The organism is Aromatoleum toluvorans (assembly GCF_012910905.1).
GTDB classification, from domain to species: domain Bacteria; phylum Pseudomonadota; class Gammaproteobacteria; order Burkholderiales; family Rhodocyclaceae; genus Aromatoleum; species Aromatoleum toluvorans.
On the sequence record NZ_WTVN01000001.1, the window covers coordinates 241,103 to 258,511 of the forward strand.

General features: G+C 64.4%; 18 protein-coding genes. 16 read left to right on the forward strand and 2 right to left on the reverse strand.

Translation table 11 applies throughout. The features are described 5' to 3' along the window. Positions 1 to 80 precede the first annotated feature (80 nt). Positions 81 to 2,228, reverse strand: a complete 2,148-nt coding sequence (gene mobH, locus GPA22_RS01030) for a MobH family relaxase (RefSeq protein WP_343035926.1) — start codon at positions 2,226 to 2,228, stop codon at positions 81 to 83. Positions 2,229 to 2,230: 2 nt separating this feature from the next. Then, on the reverse strand, positions 2,231 to 2,698 hold the full coding sequence (locus GPA22_RS01035; RefSeq protein WP_169254228.1) for a hypothetical protein: 468 nt from the start codon (positions 2,696 to 2,698) through the stop codon (positions 2,231 to 2,233). Positions 2,699 to 3,293: 595 nt separating this feature from the next. Here GPA22_RS01035 and pilL2 point away from each other — a divergent pair. The 16 genes from pilL2 to GPA22_RS01115 all read left to right on the forward strand — a co-directional run bounded on the left by pilL2 (position 3,294) and on the right by GPA22_RS01115 (position 17,407). Next, on the forward strand, positions 3,294 to 3,809 hold the full coding sequence (pilL2, locus tag GPA22_RS01040) for a PFGI-1 class ICE element type IV pilus protein PilL2 (protein WP_169254229.1): 516 nt from the start codon (positions 3,294 to 3,296) through the stop codon (positions 3,807 to 3,809). Continuing rightward, a complete protein-coding gene (locus tag GPA22_RS01045; protein ID WP_169254230.1) occupies positions 3,806 to 4,486 on the forward strand; it encodes a hypothetical protein in 681 nt (226 codons plus the stop codon). The genes pilL2 and GPA22_RS01045 overlap by 4 nt, the downstream gene beginning before the upstream one ends. Before the next feature lie 36 nt (positions 4,487 to 4,522). Continuing rightward, complete coding sequence (locus GPA22_RS01050) at positions 4,523 to 4,999, forward strand: integrating conjugative element protein (RefSeq protein ID WP_169254231.1); 477 nt, start codon at positions 4,523 to 4,525, stop codon at positions 4,997 to 4,999. Then, complete coding sequence (locus GPA22_RS01055) at positions 4,996 to 5,583, forward strand: lysozyme family protein (protein ID WP_169254232.1); 588 nt, start codon at positions 4,996 to 4,998, stop codon at positions 5,581 to 5,583. Before GPA22_RS01050 ends, GPA22_RS01055 begins: the two co-directional genes overlap by 4 nt. 192 nt (positions 5,584 to 5,775) lie before the next feature. Further along, positions 5,776 to 7,917: a type IV conjugative transfer system coupling protein TraD gene (gene traD, locus GPA22_RS01060; protein ID WP_169254233.1), complete on the forward strand. Its 2,142-nt coding sequence runs from the start codon at positions 5,776 to 5,778 to the stop codon at positions 7,915 to 7,917. Next, complete coding sequence (locus tag GPA22_RS01065; RefSeq protein WP_169254234.1) at positions 7,914 to 8,690, forward strand: TIGR03747 family integrating conjugative element membrane protein; 777 nt, start codon at positions 7,914 to 7,916, stop codon at positions 8,688 to 8,690. Before traD ends, GPA22_RS01065 begins: the two co-directional genes overlap by 4 nt. A 12-nt stretch (positions 8,691 to 8,702) precedes the next feature. Then, entirely contained in the window at positions 8,703 to 9,011 is a 309-nt protein-coding gene (locus GPA22_RS01070; protein WP_211168866.1) for an integrative conjugative element protein, RAQPRD family, read from the forward strand. Positions 9,012 to 9,022: 11 nt separating this feature from the next. Further along, positions 9,023 to 9,253, forward strand: a complete 231-nt coding sequence (locus tag GPA22_RS01075) for a DUF3262 family protein (RefSeq protein ID WP_169254235.1) — start codon at positions 9,023 to 9,025, stop codon at positions 9,251 to 9,253. Between the two features lie 82 nt (positions 9,254 to 9,335). Next, positions 9,336 to 9,770, forward strand: a complete 435-nt coding sequence (locus GPA22_RS01080) for a TIGR03745 family integrating conjugative element membrane protein (protein WP_169254236.1) — start codon at positions 9,336 to 9,338, stop codon at positions 9,768 to 9,770. 26 nt (positions 9,771 to 9,796) lie between these two features. Further along, the gene (locus GPA22_RS01085; RefSeq protein WP_246263995.1) at positions 9,797 to 10,210 is read left to right on the forward strand and encodes a TIGR03750 family conjugal transfer protein; all 414 of its coding nucleotides are present in this window, start codon (positions 9,797 to 9,799) and stop codon (positions 10,208 to 10,210) included. A gap of 13 nt (positions 10,211 to 10,223) precedes the next feature. Continuing rightward, complete coding sequence (locus tag GPA22_RS01090; protein WP_169254238.1) at positions 10,224 to 10,991, forward strand: PFL_4703 family integrating conjugative element protein; 768 nt, start codon at positions 10,224 to 10,226, stop codon at positions 10,989 to 10,991. Positions 10,992 to 11,200: 209 nt separating this feature from the next. Further along, on the forward strand, positions 11,201 to 12,040 hold the full coding sequence (locus GPA22_RS01095; RefSeq protein ID WP_246263996.1) for a TIGR03749 family integrating conjugative element protein: 840 nt from the start codon (positions 11,201 to 11,203) through the stop codon (positions 12,038 to 12,040). Between the two features lie 9 nt (positions 12,041 to 12,049). Then, positions 12,050 to 13,522: a TIGR03752 family integrating conjugative element protein gene (locus GPA22_RS01100; RefSeq protein WP_169254240.1), complete on the forward strand. Its 1,473-nt coding sequence runs from the start codon at positions 12,050 to 12,052 to the stop codon at positions 13,520 to 13,522. After that, on the forward strand, positions 13,509 to 13,997 hold the full coding sequence (locus GPA22_RS01105) for a TIGR03751 family conjugal transfer lipoprotein (RefSeq protein ID WP_169254241.1): 489 nt from the start codon (positions 13,509 to 13,511) through the stop codon (positions 13,995 to 13,997). Before GPA22_RS01100 ends, GPA22_RS01105 begins: the two co-directional genes overlap by 14 nt. Before the next feature lie 6 nt (positions 13,998 to 14,003). After that, entirely contained in the window at positions 14,004 to 16,877 is a 2,874-nt protein-coding gene (locus GPA22_RS01110) for a conjugative transfer ATPase (RefSeq protein ID WP_246263976.1), read from the forward strand. Further along, positions 16,877 to 17,407 carry a hypothetical protein gene (locus GPA22_RS01115; RefSeq protein ID WP_169254242.1) on the forward strand — a complete coding sequence of 177 codons (531 nt, stop codon included), beginning with the start codon at positions 16,877 to 16,879 and terminating at the stop codon, positions 17,405 to 17,407. Before GPA22_RS01110 ends, GPA22_RS01115 begins: the two co-directional genes overlap by 1 nt. Positions 17,408 to 17,409 lie beyond the last annotated feature (2 nt).

The following is a 17,409-nucleotide window of genomic DNA, read 5'->3' on the forward strand; positions in this document are numbered from 1 at the left end:
ACATGGAATTTGCCTGTCAGAGAATAGAATTGGCCAACATCTAATATTTGTCAACCATCCGACATGTAACGGACCAGCGCCTAGCCCTCTTGTGCCGGACGGGCCACCTTCCCGGCAAACGTAACAATGTTTGGATTCGGAAGCGGGACAGGGTTGACCCAACGCTCGGGATGCTTGATCACCACCGCGGCGAGCTTGCCGACGGGTTTCCCACCCCGCCCGAGCACCATGTAGTGATGAACATTGGAGTTGCCGGCCCCCACGACGTGCCATCGTGCCTTGATCACTTGCCGCTGAATACCGGCGCCCAGTTTGTCGTTAGCACATGACGCATGAACCGCCCCGTTGCCGTCATCGCCATAAAGTGTCGCGAAGTCGCGGAATGTCCTCGGGGAGACCAATGCCATTCCCTCTGGTACGAAATGAACAGGGGCTCCGGCTTCGTTGTAAGGTATGGATCCGTCCGCGATGCCCTGTTGCAGCCATGCCATGAACTGGAGGGCTGCATCGCTGGGTTCCGGCGCGTCGTTGGCCTCCCCCCTTGCCCCTCGCGGAGGCGACGCGGGCACGTGCGCATAGGGCGTGACCGGGCGGTTACTCGGCAGCAGTGCAGGACGCGTAGCTCTTGCAGGTGTCGCAGCGTCGGCAACCGCAGCAGCAGAGTCGTCTTCGGACAGGTAATCCTCCTCGTCGCCGGCGCCTGCTGGTGCGACAGTCGGTGGTGATTGTCGTGGGGTCGGCCGCGGCTTGTCGAACTCGGGAGGCGCGGATGCCGCATGTGCCGGCTTGGGCGGGGGCACGTCGAGTTCCTTGCGTGGCCTCGACGATCGCTGTCCGGACTCCTTGTCACGAGTGCGGCTCGGATCCGTTGAATCGGCGACTTTCGGCGCGTCACTGTTGGACTGCTCGCGCACCTCGCGCGATGCCTTCACGACGATCACACCATCGAATACGGGCGGATAGTCTTCTGGTCGGTCGAACAGGTTCGCGAGCGGGAACTTGAGCATCGCAAACTCATGCGTATAGCCGTTGCCGCGGATCTCCACGTACCAGACGGCCTGTCCTGTATCCGGATTACGCTCCAACAGCCCATAGTCCTGCCAGGTATCGAACAGTCGGTCGTTCTTGCTCGGGCCCGGAACACTGTCGGCGTTGTCGGGATCGGTGCGCGCGATATCCTCGCGCACGGCATCCGCGAGGCGTTTCGCCACGAACCAGGCGGCGCCCTCGGCAACCCAGCCTGCGGCACCGTCTCGATTCAGTGGCAATCCCCCTTGGCGCAGCATACGGCGCATCGCTTCCATCAGCCGCTCGACCAGCGGGACGGCTGTTGCAGAGCCGAATTGGTTGCGCGGCCCCTGCTGCAGGTTGCTCGCGGCTGAACGCTGATCCGCTCCGCGCACGATCTCGGTCAGCACACTGGTTGCATCATCCCCGGACCACGCGGCGTCCAGCTGACCCATGACGGTGGGTTCGCGTGCCAGAAACGCGAGCGCTGCTGCAGGAACGATCCGCGGCGCCAGCACCTGCGGCAAACGCCGGTGCGCGCCGTAGTTGCGCTCCGCTGCCGGGGCAAATCGGACTTCGTACTCCACTGCGCCAGCCATAAGCATGTCCCCCGACAGCGGAAGCCAGGGGCGCGCGGGGCCGTCCGGACGGTCCGCGAGGCTCACTCGAAGGTCGGTTATCGGTTTGCCGATGTCGTGAAGGAGCGCCGCAAAAATGACGGCGTACGTCCAGTGATCGCGCTGCGCATCGATCTGTTCCGCGGGTCCCCCACGCGGTAGCAGATAGCCGTTGCGGAGGCAGACCGCCGCATACACGACCTCGATGGTATGTGCGGCGAGACCGCCGAGGTGCGCGTGATGATGGGCTTCGCTTGCCGGGAGCAGTTGGACGAACCGCAGATACTGCTGGATCGCCGGTGCGATGTCCCGCTCCCATGCCGCAGTGCTCAGTTTGGATTCGCGCTGGATCTGTTGCAGGGCGCCGGCCAGGTTGCACACGTCGATCAGCGCGGTGACATCAAGAACCTTGAGCCATCCGTGGCGGTTCGCAGCAAGCCATCGCGCGTCACCATCCTTGATCGTGGATCGTGATGCGGGAGTCGAACGCCGCGAGCCGGCCACTGTGCGATATGCCGCTATCTTGCCTATGATCGGCCACAGCAACCAGGCGCCCAGCCCTGCCGCCGCGAGAAAACAGCCAACGGCCAATGCCGCCAACACGATCAACCCCGACGACTTTCGACCTGGGCTGTACAGAACTGCGCCAATAGCCAGTTCTCCAGCACTTCTCGTCGCGGATAGGGGCCTTCAGATTCCCACACTTCAACCGTGACCCCCTCGCAGAACGCGGTGAAGGTCTCGGCGAGCGGCTCCCACTTCTTGCCATCGCGGCGTTTGGCCCGGTAGCGACAAAACGGCAGACCCGACAGATCGGCCGCCAATTGCCCCGGCTCAGCGGGCTTCAGGATTTCAACGTAGTGGGCGAGAAGGTTTCGCACGGAAATGATCGGATCGTCCTCGACGTAGAGGTACGTCTCCAGCCCGTCGTACCGGGCAAGCCAACTGAACAGGACGCTGCGCCAACCGGGTTCTCCCAGTCCCTCCAGAAAATGCCCGATGGTGACCACCGCCTGAATCCGGGCCTCTTCCTGGTGCGACGGGATGGACGGCGGCATCGTGTTCATCAGCATTTCACCTCCTGCAAAATGCTCCGTTCTCTTTTTCTTGGCGCATCAATCGGCTGGGGTGAGCCGCCAGCGCTTCACCCATACTTTAGTCGTGCGTAGGTTTCGGCACCACTTCGCCCCGGCTTCCTGGACCGCACGCTCCCCAAGGGTGCAGCACACCTGCCCTTTCCGTCCTTCGCAAATCCGCTCCAACTTCCAGGAGTTTTCACTGGGCATAGGGTTGACCGTGTGCTATGGCCCTTTCGGGAGCCTGCCAAGGCAGGCTCCCGACCCCCTATCCGGTAAGCCTTTGCCGCAAGGCTTCCCCTCCCCGTGAATCCTTCGCCCAGCCCGAGCTGTAGGGGCTGGGCGCCCTTTCGGGTTGGGCCCGTACCCCCTACACGAAGGCCCGCCACCGGGCCGCCCCCTTTGCCCGCCATTTCCGCCTATCACTGCATTACGCATTTTGCAAGCATAAAGCCGCGCAAACTTTCCCGATTTCACACCTGCGCCACGCAAACGCCCTGGCCACACTCTGCTCCGTGACTGGCCGCTGGCAGCAGGCCGCAGCCCCACCGCCTATCCGGTGGGGCTGCCTTTCCACCCGACGGAGCACTCAATGCATCGCATTGTCGCAATCGCTCTCCTTCTGACGGTTGGTTCGTCGTGGGCGGCGTCTCCTTCCGACGAAGTCCGCCTCGCCCGATACACGACGACTTCGATCACGCCCGAGCCAGCCGCGTTGAATCCGCTGACGGCCATCGCCACCGTGCGCTTTCCCCGCGGCCACGTGCGCACCGTGGGGGATGCCGTCAACTACGTGCTCCTTCGCACGGGCTATCGTCTCAAATCCGTCGATACCGCTGCACGTGACCTTTTTCCGCTGCCCTTGCCCGAAGCCCATCGCGAACTGGGCCCTTATCGCGCACTGACCATTGTCGAGCTTCTCGTCGGCGAGGCCTACAAGGTCGATGCCTCCCCCGTGCATCGCACCCTGATTATTGGTCTTCGCCCCGTCGACCGGCCCTCCCCCTCTTCCGGTCCTCGCCACGAACCCGCCTCGGCCCAATCCGGCGCAGCGCGCTTCGACGAAGGGGTGAACGTTCCCGTGGCCATATCGGAGCCGGCGCAATGAGCCTATCCCAAGCCACGCTGGCGCAAGACGGTGCAACCGAAGCCGTCCCGCTCCCGCCTCGTCATCAATCGGGTCATCGCCGAGTCGCATTCGTCCTGATTATTTTCTTTGTCATTGCCGGTATCGCCTTTTCGGCGCTCCACCTTCTCCGTGCGCCGGCCACGCCCGAGGCGATCCCGCAAGCCCAGTCGGGGGAAGAGAGTGCCCGTGCGCGTACGCCCCTTTCATTGCCCGATCCGCTTCCGGCGCAGGGGACCGATGCCTCCGCTCGCCTGGATAGCGTTGAAGAACGCACCATCGAATTGGCTCAGCGAGTTGATGGACTGATCGCGACCATGGCGGAACTCACCACATCCGTCACGGCGCTTTCCGACGCCAACGCTCAACTGCGTTCGCGGCTCGACGCCTTGAATCAACCGCAGCGCCCTGCCCTTCGCCGTCCCCCACCCATCAAGCCAACTGCGCCATCCAAGCCGAACCTGCCGGCAATCGTGTCGGTTGATAGCTGGGCCAATCAATCGTCCGTTGCCATTCGCGACGGCGACGGGCGCCTCGCGTTCTACCGCGAGGGCGACACGGTCGGTGTCGCCCGTATCCAGCGCATTGACACGCGCGCCGGACAAGTCCAATTCCGCCTCCCTGACGGAAGCACCGCCACGGCTACGGTGCACGACTGAAGCGGGTCTCCTATGAGAAATCGACTTCTTCCGCTCATGCTTCTGCTCGTTTTCGCAGACGTCGGCGCCGTGGATACCACGACGACCGATGTGGCCGCCACCCGCCGCAACACCACCGACAAGGCGTCTGCGGCCATACCCGAAACGAGCGTATCCAGCACCGATGTCCTGGAAGCGCGTTACTGGGGCATCACCGTGGAAGAGCTGCAGCGCGCCCGAATCCTCATGCGCGGTCCTCGTGGTGCCTTCAGCGATCCCCGCATCAGTCCGGTCGAAGTGCTCGGTGTCCACGCCCGCTCTGAGGCAGAGCGCACGCGGTACGGCGAACTCTTCGCAAAACTACTACACGACGACGCCGAACGCGTCCTCGCATGGCAACGGGCTGGCACCGAAGCGATGCGGCGCCTCTATCCCAACGACAAGGTGGTGGACTTCTCCGGTCTCCGACCGGCCAGCGCGAAGGGCAAGACGCTACCGAACTGGTTTTTCACGCCGGGAGCCAACCGCGAATGACGACGCACATGCCTATTCCGCGGCGGGCATTCCTTGCCAAGACACCATGCGCCCTTGTCCTGCTCGCAGCCCCCGCTTTGTCATACGCGCGAAGTGATGCCAGGGGCCAACGGCGCACCTATCCCCCCATCCCGCCTGCGTACCGACAGGTCGCTCAATCCCTTGGTCTGCCCGCCACGATCCTCTACGGCGTGGCGATACAGGAATCAGTCACGGTGTGGAAAACGGTGGCCCTTCCCTGGCCGTGGACGCTCAATGTACGCGCGGTCCCTCGCCGCTACACGAGCTACGCGGAAGCCGTAGCCGACCTTCGGCACGTGCTCGCGCAGGGGGTGCGCAACGTCGATTGCGGTGCGATGCAGGTCAACTGGCGCTACCACTCTGACAAGTTGCGCACCCCTACCCTGGCCCTCGATCCTTGGCACAACCTGACCGTTGCGGCTTCGATTCTTCTGGAGCAGCGGGCTGCCACATCGACCTGGTTTGACGCCGTGGGGCGCTATCACAACCCAGCCGATCAAGGCCGCGCCGATGACTACGCGCGCTCCGTCTTTGCGCACATCGCGAGAATCGAACATGTATGAGTCCGCCCTTCTCGCGTTCAGCAGATTCATCGCTCCCGCTCCGGTCACCGTTCCCCCGGTGACCCTCCGCCGCACCTCCCGCGGCTCCTCACCCGCTGCAATGGCGGGTTCTGCACAACCATCGTCCAACGCCCACCGGGCCTCCTCCCTGCCCACGACGGTGGTTGTGCGTCCTTTTTCAAGGACGGGAACATGAGCCGCGGCGTCATCGAGGCCTGGTTGCGGCCGCCGATCGAGATCTGGAGCGCGGCAACGTCCGCTTCCTGCGGACTCGTTGCCCTGTCCGCACCGTGGGTGCTGATGATGCCGCCCAACCTGGGGCTCGTTGCCGCCCTGCTTGCCTTCGGTTTCGCTGGCCTACGCGGAAAGCAGGCCTGGCGCGTATGGCGCTACCAGTATGGGCTCACGCGCTACAAGACCACCGCGGTCGCGCCGCACAAGCTACCCCGCATTCCGGGCAAACTGTACCTGGGCGAGGGATTCGCGTGGGGACAGCAGCATACCCAACGCCGAATGGATGCGGCCCGACCGGAAGCACAGCCGTATCTCGTCCAGGGCCTCACGGTGACTGCAACGCGCATGACCCTGCGGGGCCTGCGGCGCACGCCTCTCAAGCCTCTCGCCGCGGCACTCACCACGCCGCGCTGGTGGAATCCGCTGGCCGAACCGCCCGATCTCGGCGGCACCCCCATTCTTCACGGCGTCGAGCCCAAGGAAGTCCACGTGACGTTGGGTCAGAAGCATCGCCCCGGACACCTCCTTTGGCTGGGCACGACGCGCGTCGGCAAGACGCGCGGCATGGAACTCCTGGTAACGCAGGACATTCGCGACCGGAAAGTTGTAATCGTCATTGATCCGAAGGGCGATGCGGAACTCATGTTGCGCGTCTATGCAGAAGCTGCCCGTGCGGGCCGGATGGATCATCTCTACCTCTTCCACCTTGGCTACCCGGACATTTCCGCGCGCTACAACGGCATTGGCAACTTTGCCCGTATCACGGAAGTCGCCAACCGCACCACCAATCCTCTGCCCTCGAGCGGGAACTCCGCAGCCTTCAAGGAGTTCGCGTGGCGATTCACCAACCTCGTCGCGCAAGCTCAGGTCGCACTCGGGCAGGTGCCGACCTACGAACTGCTACTGCGCGACATCACGGACATCGAACCGCTCTTCCTCCGATACGCCACCCACATCCTCAAGATGCAGGGTCCGGACGACTGGGAACTGCGACTCGAAAAGGTCCAGACCCAAATCACAAAGCGTCAGATCACGGTGCCACGCGCGCTGCAGGATCGCAGCGAACATCTGGTGGCGCTCGTCCATGTGCTGAAGGACCTGCAGTTGCCCGATGCCGTGCTGCAGGGCCTGGCGACTGCTGTGCGCTACGAACGTAGTTTCTTCGAGAAGATCGTGGCCTCGCTCGGACCGTTCCTCGAGAAGCTCACCACCGGCCCCGTCGGCAAGCTGATTTCGCCGGACTATTTCGATCCGGCCGACACCCGCCCGATCTTCGACTGGATGCAGATCATCCGCCAGGGCGGCATCGTGTATGTGGGCCTCGACGCCCTCTCCGATGCCACGGTCGCCGCCGCGGTGGGCAATTCCATGCTGGCCGATCTCGTCAGCGTGGGTGGAAAGCTCTACAAGACGGGCCTTGATCCCCATCACCCCGAGGGCAAGATTGTCCTGCCCGAAGTGGCCTGCCACTTCGACGAGGTCAACGAAATCGCGGGGCCGGAGTTCGTCCCGATGGTCAACAAGCTGGGCGGATCCGGTTTCAGCATCACCGCCTACACCCAGACCATTCCGGACATCGAGGCCAAACTCGGCGACGCGGCGAAAGCCCGACAGGTGTTGGGCAACTTCAACAACATCATCATGCTACGCGTCAAGGACCCGGGCACGGCGGAGTTCTTCTGCAGCCAGCTGCCCGAGGTCGACGTCCAGCATCTGATGGTCGTGACAGGTGTCAGCGACACCGACGGGTCCACGGCGACGGACTTCACTTCACGTAACGAGGATCGCCTGTCCACTCAGCGAGTGCCGATGGTGTCGCCCTCCGACATCATGGCACTCCCGCAAGGGCAGGCCTTCGCCCTGCTCGAGGGCAACCGCCTCTTCAAGCTTCGCTTCCCCCTGCCCGACCCCACAAACGATCGCTTTGTCCCCCCGTCCCTGCAGGACGTCGCGAACCAGATGCGGGCGAAGTACCGTACCTCCGAACACTGGTCCGCCCAGACCGACTGGCTCAAGGACATGCCCATCGGGCTCGTCGCCCCGCTCGGTTTCACGGTCGGCGACTCAGCACAAAATGACGATGCGGAGACTGCAGCATGAGTAGCGCTGCGTCATCGGCGTCCTCGTCACCTCGCTCGTCCACGGCGCCGGCCTCCTCCGCGCCGCGTGACGTGCGTTCGAGAGGACCACTCAGCAGTTTCGCGGACGTGGTTGTGGGTCTGCTCTTCGCAACCTTTACCTCCTGGGTGTTCGGCACCGCACTGACGATCGCCGGTGACTATTCGTTCTGGAAAGGCGAAGGCATCAGCCAAGCGCGGAGAGCCGTCGCGGAAGACTTCGGCTACATCCACGGATTTCCGCGCTCTCTCATTGTCGCCGACACCGTGGTTTTCGCCCGCGATCTTGCCGAGCTCGTTACGCGGCCCTACGTGTGGCTTCACGCCCCGCTGTTCATTGCGCGTGCGAATGCGATCGATCCCAACGCAGCAGCCAAGCCTCAAGCACGTACTGCCCGGCGCATCGTCAGGGAAGCCGGCCGCTGGGTCGAGATTTCACTCTATGTCGCGCAGGACACCGTGATCCGCTTGGCGGTCGCCTTTTACGCGCTGCCGGCATTCGCGATGGCCATCCTTCTCGGCCTCATCGATGGCCTGGTGCGTCGCGATCTGCGCAAGTGGTCCGGCGGGCGCGAATCCTCCTTCGTCTATCACCACAGCAAGCGCTTCGCCTGGTGGTTCCTGACCGCCGGATTCACCGCCTACCTGGCGTGGCCATTCGGAGGGTTCAACCCGGCCTATCTCGTCCTGGCTTTCGCAATTCTTGTCGCCGCCTCCGTCTCCACCACCGCATCCACCTTCAAGAAGTACCTGTGAAGGAGTCTCGTCATGCGCCGATTGTTTCGCCAGTTGTTCCTCTCGTCGCTGTCCGCAGCCGCTGCGTTCGTCATGATGCCCGCGCAGGCCGACGAGGATTCCGAGCGCGAAAACCTCGCGCGCCTGGAGCATGAAATCGCGCTCCTTGGAGAGGAGGTGCGCGCCGCGAAGGCGCACGCCCCGACGCTCGCCCGGGTGCGATTCCAGTACGACGATCTGGCCCGCGATCTGGACCTGATCCGTCTCGGGATCACTGAGCATCTCAACGCGCCTCGCCAGCCACGACCGATCGAACCACTCAAGGGCGACTACCGCCGCTGACGGGAGCTGTCATGACTTCGGACCAAGTCCAGGCGTTCTCGAATTCGGCGGGGGTTGCCCCGGCGGCCATCGCCATCGTCGTTGCGATGATCGTTGCCGCCGTCGGCGTGCTTTGGGCGGCGGACATGGTTCGCCGGCTGGGTATTGAAGGGCTCCACGACCCGCGCCGTCTGCCAATGCTTTTCCTCTACAAGCTGCGGGTACTGATCATCGTCTTGCTGCTGATCTATCTACTGACCTAGATCGCGGCCGGTCCGGCAGGCAAGGCCGCTGGCCTGCCGGTTCTTCCAAGGCGCGGCGCCTCTTCAATCACCGGAGGGAATCATGAAACGTCTCATCCATCATTCAGGCGCACCGAGCGGAGCGATCCATCGCGCGACCAGCGGTTTGACACGCTGGTGGAGTTCGCCCACGACGATTCCTCGAGCCGCTCCGCTCATGGTTGCGATCCTCGCCGCGGCCTTCATCGTCGAACCGGCCTTGGCCGAGCTGCCGACCGCCGTGCAGGCAGGCAGCGCCGCCTCGGGCGACTACATCGAAATCGGCAAGCAGTACTTCAAGAACGGTCTCATTGTCCTCGGCCTGATCATCGCAACGCTGGGCTTCATCGCGGTCGCGGCCGGGGGCATTGCGAAGTTCAACGAGTACCGCATCGGACGCGCGGAGCTCGGTGACCTTGGCGTTCTCGCCGTTGTGGGCGCCGTCGTGCTGGTTCTCATGGTGTACCTCCTCAACGAAGCAGCGACCATCATCGACTAGGAACCGTCATGGAATCCGCGAGCCCCATGGCCCCTCAAGACCCGCCCCCAAGGCCGACCACTACGCCTCTGCCGGATCGAGTGAACGCAGAACCGCCAATCATCAAGGGGCTTTCGTCCACCGAATCCAAGTGGGCCATCGGGCTGGCCGGCCTTGTGTGGTTTCCCGTCGGTAGCCTGGTTGGGCTTGCCGTCCATCAGCTGCCGGTGGCCGTGCTCATCATCGCCACCGGCCCGATCGCAACCGTCTGGCTCGCGGCGGGCCAGATGGCGAAGCTCAAACGCAATCGGCCGGATCACTACTACCTGCATCTGCTTCTGCACTGGGCGGCCTCGGTGCATCTCATCCGCTCCGGGTTCGTCACCCATTCGGGCGCCTGGGACATCGGCCGCACGCTCCTTCCGGCGCGCGCGCCGAGGTCACGCGCACGCACTCGTTGAGACTGGAGAGCCCATGTCGCCCTTCACGAACAACCTCGCAAACGCGCACGCAACCATACGCAGGCAATCCTGGTTCATCGCAGGACTGCTCGTCCTGTTGCTGATTGCCATGGTGAGCTGGCGCACGACGCAGACCCATTTCACCGCGCATATCCCACCCGACCTTTCCCGGGGCGGCGCGATCCAGCTGGGGCGCACCTCGGAGGTGCCGGCACCAAACGTCTACGCCTTTGGCTTCTACATTTGGCATCAGGTCAACCGATGGGCCAGGGACGGCTCAAAGGACTATGGGGCCCAGATCTATGCGCTGCAGAATTACCTGACGCCGTCGTGTCGCGAACAACTGCTGCAGGACATGCGGGTCAAGGCGGGAGACGCCGAGCTGATCCAGCGCACCCGCGCGCTAATGGAGATTCCGGGCTACGGATACACCGCGAACCGCGTCTCCGAGCATGGAAACGGCGGCTGGACTGTTCTCATTGACGCGCAACTGGTGGAAACCTCGCGCGGCATGCCGGTCAAGGACACGTTCATCCGCTATCCGCTGCATGTCGTGCGTTACGACATCGACCGGGAGAAGAACCCCTGGGGGCTCGCATTGAACTGCTTTGCGGGGCGCCATCCGGAGCGGATCGATCCGCAAGCGCTGCAAACAGTCGTCAGTCCTACATCGCCCCCTACCGCGGCCCTGCCCAGGACCGTCGTCGCGCCAGAACAACCGTCCCAGCCCGCGGCCGTGGTCCTCCCACTGCCGGTGGCGCCCGCCCAAACTAAGGAGTAAGCGCCATGCCGTCAGTACCACGCGCTTTTCTGGTTTCCGGCGTATGCGCGACTGCGATCCTGCCGGTATTCGCACAACAGGCGCCGACGGCGCCCGCCCTCTCTACACCACTAATCCCGCCGGTAGCCCCCGTCGTGGGACCGCAGATGACCCTTGGCGGCGTGCCGCTTGACCTCGGTGCCTTACCCCACGCTGCGTCGCGTCCAGCAATGCCCCCGGCCGCCTCCGGTACGCGCACGACGGCTCCGGCCGAAACGAGCGATGACCAGCCGCCTACCGCAGCCAAACCCGCAAACCGCGTTGCCGCCCCGACGCCAATTGGCGGCCGTACCGAGCATGTCCTATTCGACCGTCTTCCCGTCCCGATCCTTCTTGCGCCGGGACGGGAGCGTCTGGTGCAGTTCCCATTTGTGCCGCTGATCGACGTTCCACCATCCCTCCAGGGCCTCCTCGAGGTGCAGATCATCGAGGACACCGCTTACCTGACCGCCCATAGCCCAGTCCCGCGAACTCGACTGGTCGCCCATGCGATCGAAGGGGGCACCAAGCTACCCCTCGACGTCGAAGCGGTCGACGGCAAGGACGCAAGGCCGATTCTTCAGATCCATCTGCCGAGCGAGGCCTCCGCCGACGATGACGATTCAGCGGCGGGCGCGGCGCGCGGCAACCCCGACCCCGCAGTGGGCATGATTCAGCTTACCCGCTACGCGGCCCAAGTCCTCTACGCCCCAAGCCGTCTGATTCCCACATACGCCGGGGTGCGTCAGGAGCCGGTCGACCGCAAGCCCGTGGTGGGCCTGTACCGTGGCGGCGAGGTTGAGACCGCGCCCTTGGGCGCCTGGTCCAGCGGCGCCCTCCATGTGACCGCAATCCGCTTCACGAACCGCTCCACGCATCCGGTCGAACTGGACATGGAACGTCTGCGCGGTCGCTGGATCGCCGCCACCCCACAGCATTGGCGGCTGTTGCCCAAAGGGTCCGAGGCGGACACCACGGCGGTGTACCTCGTTTCCGACCGGCCGTACGCCACCGTTGCCCTGTGGCGATAGGACTCCGCCATGCAGATCGCCCAGAACAAGCTCGTTCCCGTGCTGACCGCGGTTGCGCTCTCCGTGACGGGTTTCATCCTCTACAAGCAAAGCCAGGGTCCCGGGGTACCGGCCGGGCCGCCAATGGCCGCCGTGCCCGAGGCCCCACTGCCGCCCACCCAAAAAGGGGCAGACGCCGACACGCCGCAGGAAACGTTGAACACGGTCGTGGCGGCGTACGGCAAGCTGAACGAGCAGACTCAAGCGCTCGTCGACGAGAACCGGCGACTCAGGGACGAGAACGCGCGCAAACAGCGAAGCGAGGACCGTATTCGTGAGCAGCTCCACCGGGAACTGCGCTCCGAACTCCTCACCGAACTGGAAGGCATGAAAGCGCGCGAGCTATCTCGCAGCGAATCGCCCTCGTCAGGACTGCTCAATTCCCCGCTGCTTGGCAATCTTCCTGCCGGTTTCGGCTTCGAGCATGCCGGCTCTGGATCCGGCGCTAACCCCGCGAATGCTTCAAGCACCGCTATCGCGGCGGTTTCTCCGATGCGCGTCCTGCCCTTGGGCTATCAGATGGGCAAGGGGGCTGACGGCAAGGTAGGCGTCGTGCGCGAGCTGCCTCTCGCTGGGCCCACAGCCGCGCGTACGCAAACCGCCCCGGAGAAGCCGAAGAAGGCCGTTCCGGTCGTCACGCCCTTCTACACCGTCCCCGAAAACGCCACGCTGACTGGGGTCATCAACATGACGGCCATCGTCGGTCGGGTTCCCGTCGACGGCAAGGTCACCGACCCGATGCAGTTCAAGCTGCTGTTGGGCCCCGAAAACCTGGCTGCGAATGGGCACTACCTCCCACGCCACCTGAGTGGCGTCGTGGTATCCGGTATCGCGATCGGCGACATGACACTCTCGTGCGCCGAGGGGCTCATCCAGTCGCTGACCTTCGTCTTCAACGACGGCAACATTCAGACGGTGAGCCGGCGCAACAACGGCACGACGCCACTCTTCGGTGCGACCGGCGGCACGAGCGGCACCATGCCATCGCTGGCCGCCGCGCCCAAGCTGGGCTGGATATCGGACCGCTACGGCAATCCCTGCATTCCGGGCGAGTTCGTCACCAACGCTCCGGCGCACCTCACGGACGCAGTGGGGCTCAGAACCCTTTCGATCGCTGCCGCGGCTGCCGCAGCTGCCCAGACGACCCAGACGGATAACGTCTTCGGCACAACCACCAGCCGGGTAAGCGGCGATCGCGGCACCTACATTCTCGGTCGGTCCCTCAGCGGCGGCGTCGATGAAGTCACGAGCTGGATCATGCGCCGCCTCAACAACTCCTTCGACGCCGTCGTGGTGCCTGCCGGCGGCGAAGTCGTTGTGCACATCGACACCGAGATCCCCATCGACAAGTCGTCAGACGCCCGCAAGCTCGACTACGGCAGGATCGACGACGCCTCGACCACGCACGCCGACATGCGAGGTAAATACTATGGACTGGACTGATGCCGCGCGCGCGGCACGAATATTTCCCGCACCGTTTGCCGTCGTCGCGCTCCTCACCGCCTGCAGTATTGCCGGCCCGCGTAGTTCGCCCCTTCCGCAATCGGAACCGACGATGGAGCAGATCTACCGCGAGCGGGCCGGCGATGCAGAGCGCGATCGGGCGCGCGAAGCGCTTCCCTTGCGACCGTCGTCTGACGTGTCACCGGGGCCGGTGCGCGAAATGGCGATGCGTCAGATTGAGCGTCGCTTCGCCCGCCTCGCGAATCCCGATCTGTTGATGGTCGTGTTTCCCCACCTCGCCCAAGGCAAGTACCCCGTCCCCGGTTACGTGACCGCATTCCCGATGTACGAACGGGTCGAGTACCTCCTCCCCGGTGAAGCAGACGCACCGCTGCCGGAGTCACCACCGCTCCGGCCTGCCGCTGCGCCGACACATAGCGAGCCCGAAAGCGCCCAAGCGACCGCACACCCCTGAATACGGATGGATCACATCATGTTGGGCTTGATTCGCATGCTCACGTTTCCCCCACCGGAGGAACAGTCAGCCAGCAAGCGGGACCTCCCGGAGGGCTCGTCCGGTGCCGACCCCGGGCTGCGCCGACGGCCCTTCCGCGTCCAAGATCGGCGCCGGCAGGCCGCCCGCCCACCGAGTTTCACCGACCAGTTGCCGTGGATGGACTTCGAGCCGGCAACGCAAACCTTTGTCCTGGAGGACGGAGTCTCGCGCGCACTCCTGTTCGAGCTCGACCCGCTGCCGAGCGAGGCCCGCGCCGACCATTACCTGCAGGCGCGCTGTGCGGAAATCCAGTCCGCGCTTCAGGCCCTGCCCGAGTACGACGAGGCGCCGTGGGTGGTGCAGTTCTTCTGCAACGACGACACCGATCTCTCATGGGAAATCGAACGCATGCGCGACTACATTCTCGCAGTGCATGCGAAAGCACCGGACCGCGGTCGGCAGATCCTCGAGAGCGACTTCACGCGGCACTTCCTCGCCGAGATGGCTGAGCACCTGGCGACGGTTTCCAGACCAGAGGGCGCGTTTACGGATGAAGGGGTATCGGGAAATCGCTGGAGGGGCCAACTGCGCCGCGTCCGTTGCGCCATCTATCGGCGCCTCCCGCCCGGATTCGACTTCTCCCGGGAGATGCTCGATCCCGTCGAGACGCTGCAGCAAACCGCCAGCGGGCTGATCTCCGGGCTGGCGCAGGCAGGGGTCAAAGGACGGCCAATGAACGCGGATGACTTCTACGCGTGGCTCCTGCCCTTCTTCAATCCAAAACCCGACCTCGCCGATACGGTCGGGGATCTGCTGCGCCTGTGCGCCTATCCGGGCGATGACAAGGCGGCCCACGGCATCGACTTGGGCGAGCTACTGTTGTTGTCGCCCCCGCGCTCCGATTCAAAGGCCGGCCTGTGGTTCTTCAACGACCGCCCGGTGCGCGCGTTGGCGCTGCAGTCGTTGCGCCAGCTTCCCGAGATCGGCCACTTCACGGCCGAGCGCCACCATGCCGACAAGCAGTTCGCCCGCTTCGACCGCCTTCCTGATGGAACGATGCTCTCGGCGACGGTGGTGATCACCCCGCAGGACACGATGCGTCGCCGCGTCGAGGCGATCAAGAGCGCCTCCCGCGCCAACACCATTGATGCGATCCACACCTTCGAGGAAGCGACCCAAGTCCTGGACAACCTGCGCACCGACAAGCTTTACCCGTTCTATCTGACACTTTTCGTGCGGGGCGAGGACACGAATCAATTGGGGCGCTCGGTCGCCGAGATCACTGCGGCGATGCATTCGTCCGGACTCAAGTTCATTCAGCCGATCGACGAACTTCAGGGCTGCGACGTCTTCCTGCGCGGGCTTCCGATGTGCTTTGACCCCCACTTCGACGCGACGCACCTGCGACGTACCCGACTCACCTTCGCCTCCCAGATTGCTGCGCTCCTACCGCTTTATGGGCGGGCACGCGGATCCGGGAATCCGGGATTCTGGCTGTGGAACCGCGGTGGCGAGCCGCTTCTTCTCGACCCCCTAAATCCGGCCGACCGAAACAAGAACGCCCATCTCTTGATCCTGGGCCCCACCGGCGCGGGGAAGTCGGCGAAGCTCAACTATCTCGCCATGCTCATGATGGCCATCTATCGGCCCCGATTGGTCATCGTCGAAGTCGGGAAGTCCTTCAGTTTGCTGGGCGAGCATATGCGCGCCCACGGGCTGAGCGTGCATCAGGTGGATCTAACGCCCGACGCCGACGTCAGCTTGCCGCCGTTTGCGATGGCGGCCCGCCTCGTCAGTCACGGGGAGCAAGCCATGGCGCAGGCCCTGCAGTCGCCAGATCTCGATCCGGAACTCGGCGCGGCGCCCGACGAGACCGAAAACGTGCGGGACGACGAGGACGAGGACGGGGCCGACCCGAACAAGCGGGACATCCTCGGCGAAATGATCATCGCCGCGACCCTCATGATCACCGGAGGCGAGGAAGTCGAAATACACAAAATGAGTCGGGCGGACCGCTATCTGATTGCCCGCGCAATCCTTGCCGCAGCCCAATGTGCTCGCGACCAGCTGCAACACCATGCTCGGGCCGAAGACGTCGCCCGCGCCCTCATGGACATGCGCAATGACGAAAGTCTGGGGGGCGCCCGCCGTGATCGTGCTGAGGAAATGGGCCAGGCGATGATGGTCTTCTGCGACGGACTGCGCGGGAAGCTCTTCAATCGCTACGGCACCACATGGCCCGATGCCGATGTCACGATCGTCGAGATGGGAACCCTGGCGCAGGAGGGGTACGAGGATGCGTTGGCCGTCGCCTACACCTCGCTCGTCAATCACGTTCAGGCGCTGGCCGAGGCGACCCAGAACGATCATCGCCCGATCATCTTCCTCACCGACGAAGGACACATCGTCACCACGAACCCGCTGCTCAACCTCTACGTCGTCAAGATCACCAAGATGTGGCGCAAGCTCGGCGCCTGGTTCTGGCTCGCGACCCAGAACATGAAGGACTTCCCCGATACCGCCTCGCGCATGCTCAACATGTGCGAGCACTGGATCCTGCTGACCATGGATCGCGACGAGATCGAGCAGGTCGCGCGCTTCCGGACGCTGACGCCGGAACAGCGCGGGCTGATGGAATCGGCGCGCAAGGAACCGCCGAAATACACCGAGGGGGTATTCCTCGGCACGAAGCTGCAGGCGCTCTTCCGCAATGTCCCACCGCCGCTGGCGATCGCCCTCGCGATGACCGAGAAGCACGAGAAAGCGTGGCGCCAGGACCTGATGTCGCAAACCGGCGGCACGGAACTCGACGCGGCCTATGCGATTGCCCGGGAGCTCGCCCGGCGGAGGACCGCCTGATGGATTTGCGGAGCCTCGATGCCGGCGAGCTGACGCTCGCGGCGCAACTCGACCGCCTCGTCGCAGAGAGCCTGGACGCACGGCGCCACCGGCTCGTCTTCGTCGAGAAGGTCCCGGACGCGGCCTTCTCGCTGTGGGCACGGGCCAAGGCGACCCGTGAGCCCGACGATGTCGCCTATCTCGACCTCCAGGGCGACGGACAGAGCCTTGTGACCGGGTGCATCGTCGGCCTCGATGTATCGGGCGACGACCTCGATGAGGCGCTCAACGTTGTCCTGAACGGGAGATCCGTGGTCCTCGTGAGTGGCCTCGACCGCTCCCGCGCGCGTCTCGGCGAGCGGCTTTTCCGCTGGCTCGACTGGAGCGCAACGCACCTGCCACTGACCGTCGCCACTACCCGCGAGGCGGCCGCATACGTCGTGCGCCTGCGTCACCACAACGTCGCCGTCGTTCAGATCCTCGACAGCCGCCTCTCCGCGGACGCCGCCGCCCTCGCCGGCCGCGCCATCCAATCGCGCCAGGACCCGTGACC

Coding starts and splice junctions, on each gene's coding strand:
- GPA22_RS01035 (WP_169254228.1), bottom strand. CDS start 2,698: ATGCTGATGAACACGATGCCGCCGTCCATCCCGTCGCACCAGGAAGAG.
- pilL2 (WP_169254229.1), top strand. CDS start 3,294: ATGCATCGCATTGTCGCAATCGCTCTCCTTCTGACGGTTGGTTCGTCG.
- GPA22_RS01045 (WP_169254230.1), top strand. CDS start 3,806: ATGAGCCTATCCCAAGCCACGCTGGCGCAAGACGGTGCAACCGAAGCC.
- GPA22_RS01050 (WP_169254231.1), top strand. CDS start 4,523: ATGCTTCTGCTCGTTTTCGCAGACGTCGGCGCCGTGGATACCACGACG.
- GPA22_RS01055 (WP_169254232.1), top strand. CDS start 4,996: ATGACGACGCACATGCCTATTCCGCGGCGGGCATTCCTTGCCAAGACA.
- traD (WP_169254233.1), top strand. CDS start 5,776: ATGAGCCGCGGCGTCATCGAGGCCTGGTTGCGGCCGCCGATCGAGATC.
- GPA22_RS01065 (WP_169254234.1), top strand. CDS start 7,914: ATGAGTAGCGCTGCGTCATCGGCGTCCTCGTCACCTCGCTCGTCCACG.
- GPA22_RS01070 (WP_211168866.1), top strand. CDS start 8,703: ATGCGCCGATTGTTTCGCCAGTTGTTCCTCTCGTCGCTGTCCGCAGCC.
- GPA22_RS01075 (WP_169254235.1), top strand. CDS start 9,023: ATGACTTCGGACCAAGTCCAGGCGTTCTCGAATTCGGCGGGGGTTGCC.
- GPA22_RS01080 (WP_169254236.1), top strand. CDS start 9,336: ATGAAACGTCTCATCCATCATTCAGGCGCACCGAGCGGAGCGATCCAT.
- GPA22_RS01085 (WP_246263995.1), top strand. CDS start 9,797: ATGGCCCCTCAAGACCCGCCCCCAAGGCCGACCACTACGCCTCTGCCG.
- GPA22_RS01090 (WP_169254238.1), top strand. CDS start 10,224: ATGTCGCCCTTCACGAACAACCTCGCAAACGCGCACGCAACCATACGC.
- GPA22_RS01095 (WP_246263996.1), top strand. CDS start 11,201: ATGCCCCCGGCCGCCTCCGGTACGCGCACGACGGCTCCGGCCGAAACG.
- GPA22_RS01100 (WP_169254240.1), top strand. CDS start 12,050: ATGCAGATCGCCCAGAACAAGCTCGTTCCCGTGCTGACCGCGGTTGCG.
- GPA22_RS01105 (WP_169254241.1), top strand. CDS start 13,509: ATGGACTGGACTGATGCCGCGCGCGCGGCACGAATATTTCCCGCACCG.
- GPA22_RS01110 (WP_246263976.1), top strand. CDS start 14,004: ATGGATCACATCATGTTGGGCTTGATTCGCATGCTCACGTTTCCCCCA.
- GPA22_RS01115 (WP_169254242.1), top strand. CDS start 16,877: ATGGATTTGCGGAGCCTCGATGCCGGCGAGCTGACGCTCGCGGCGCAA.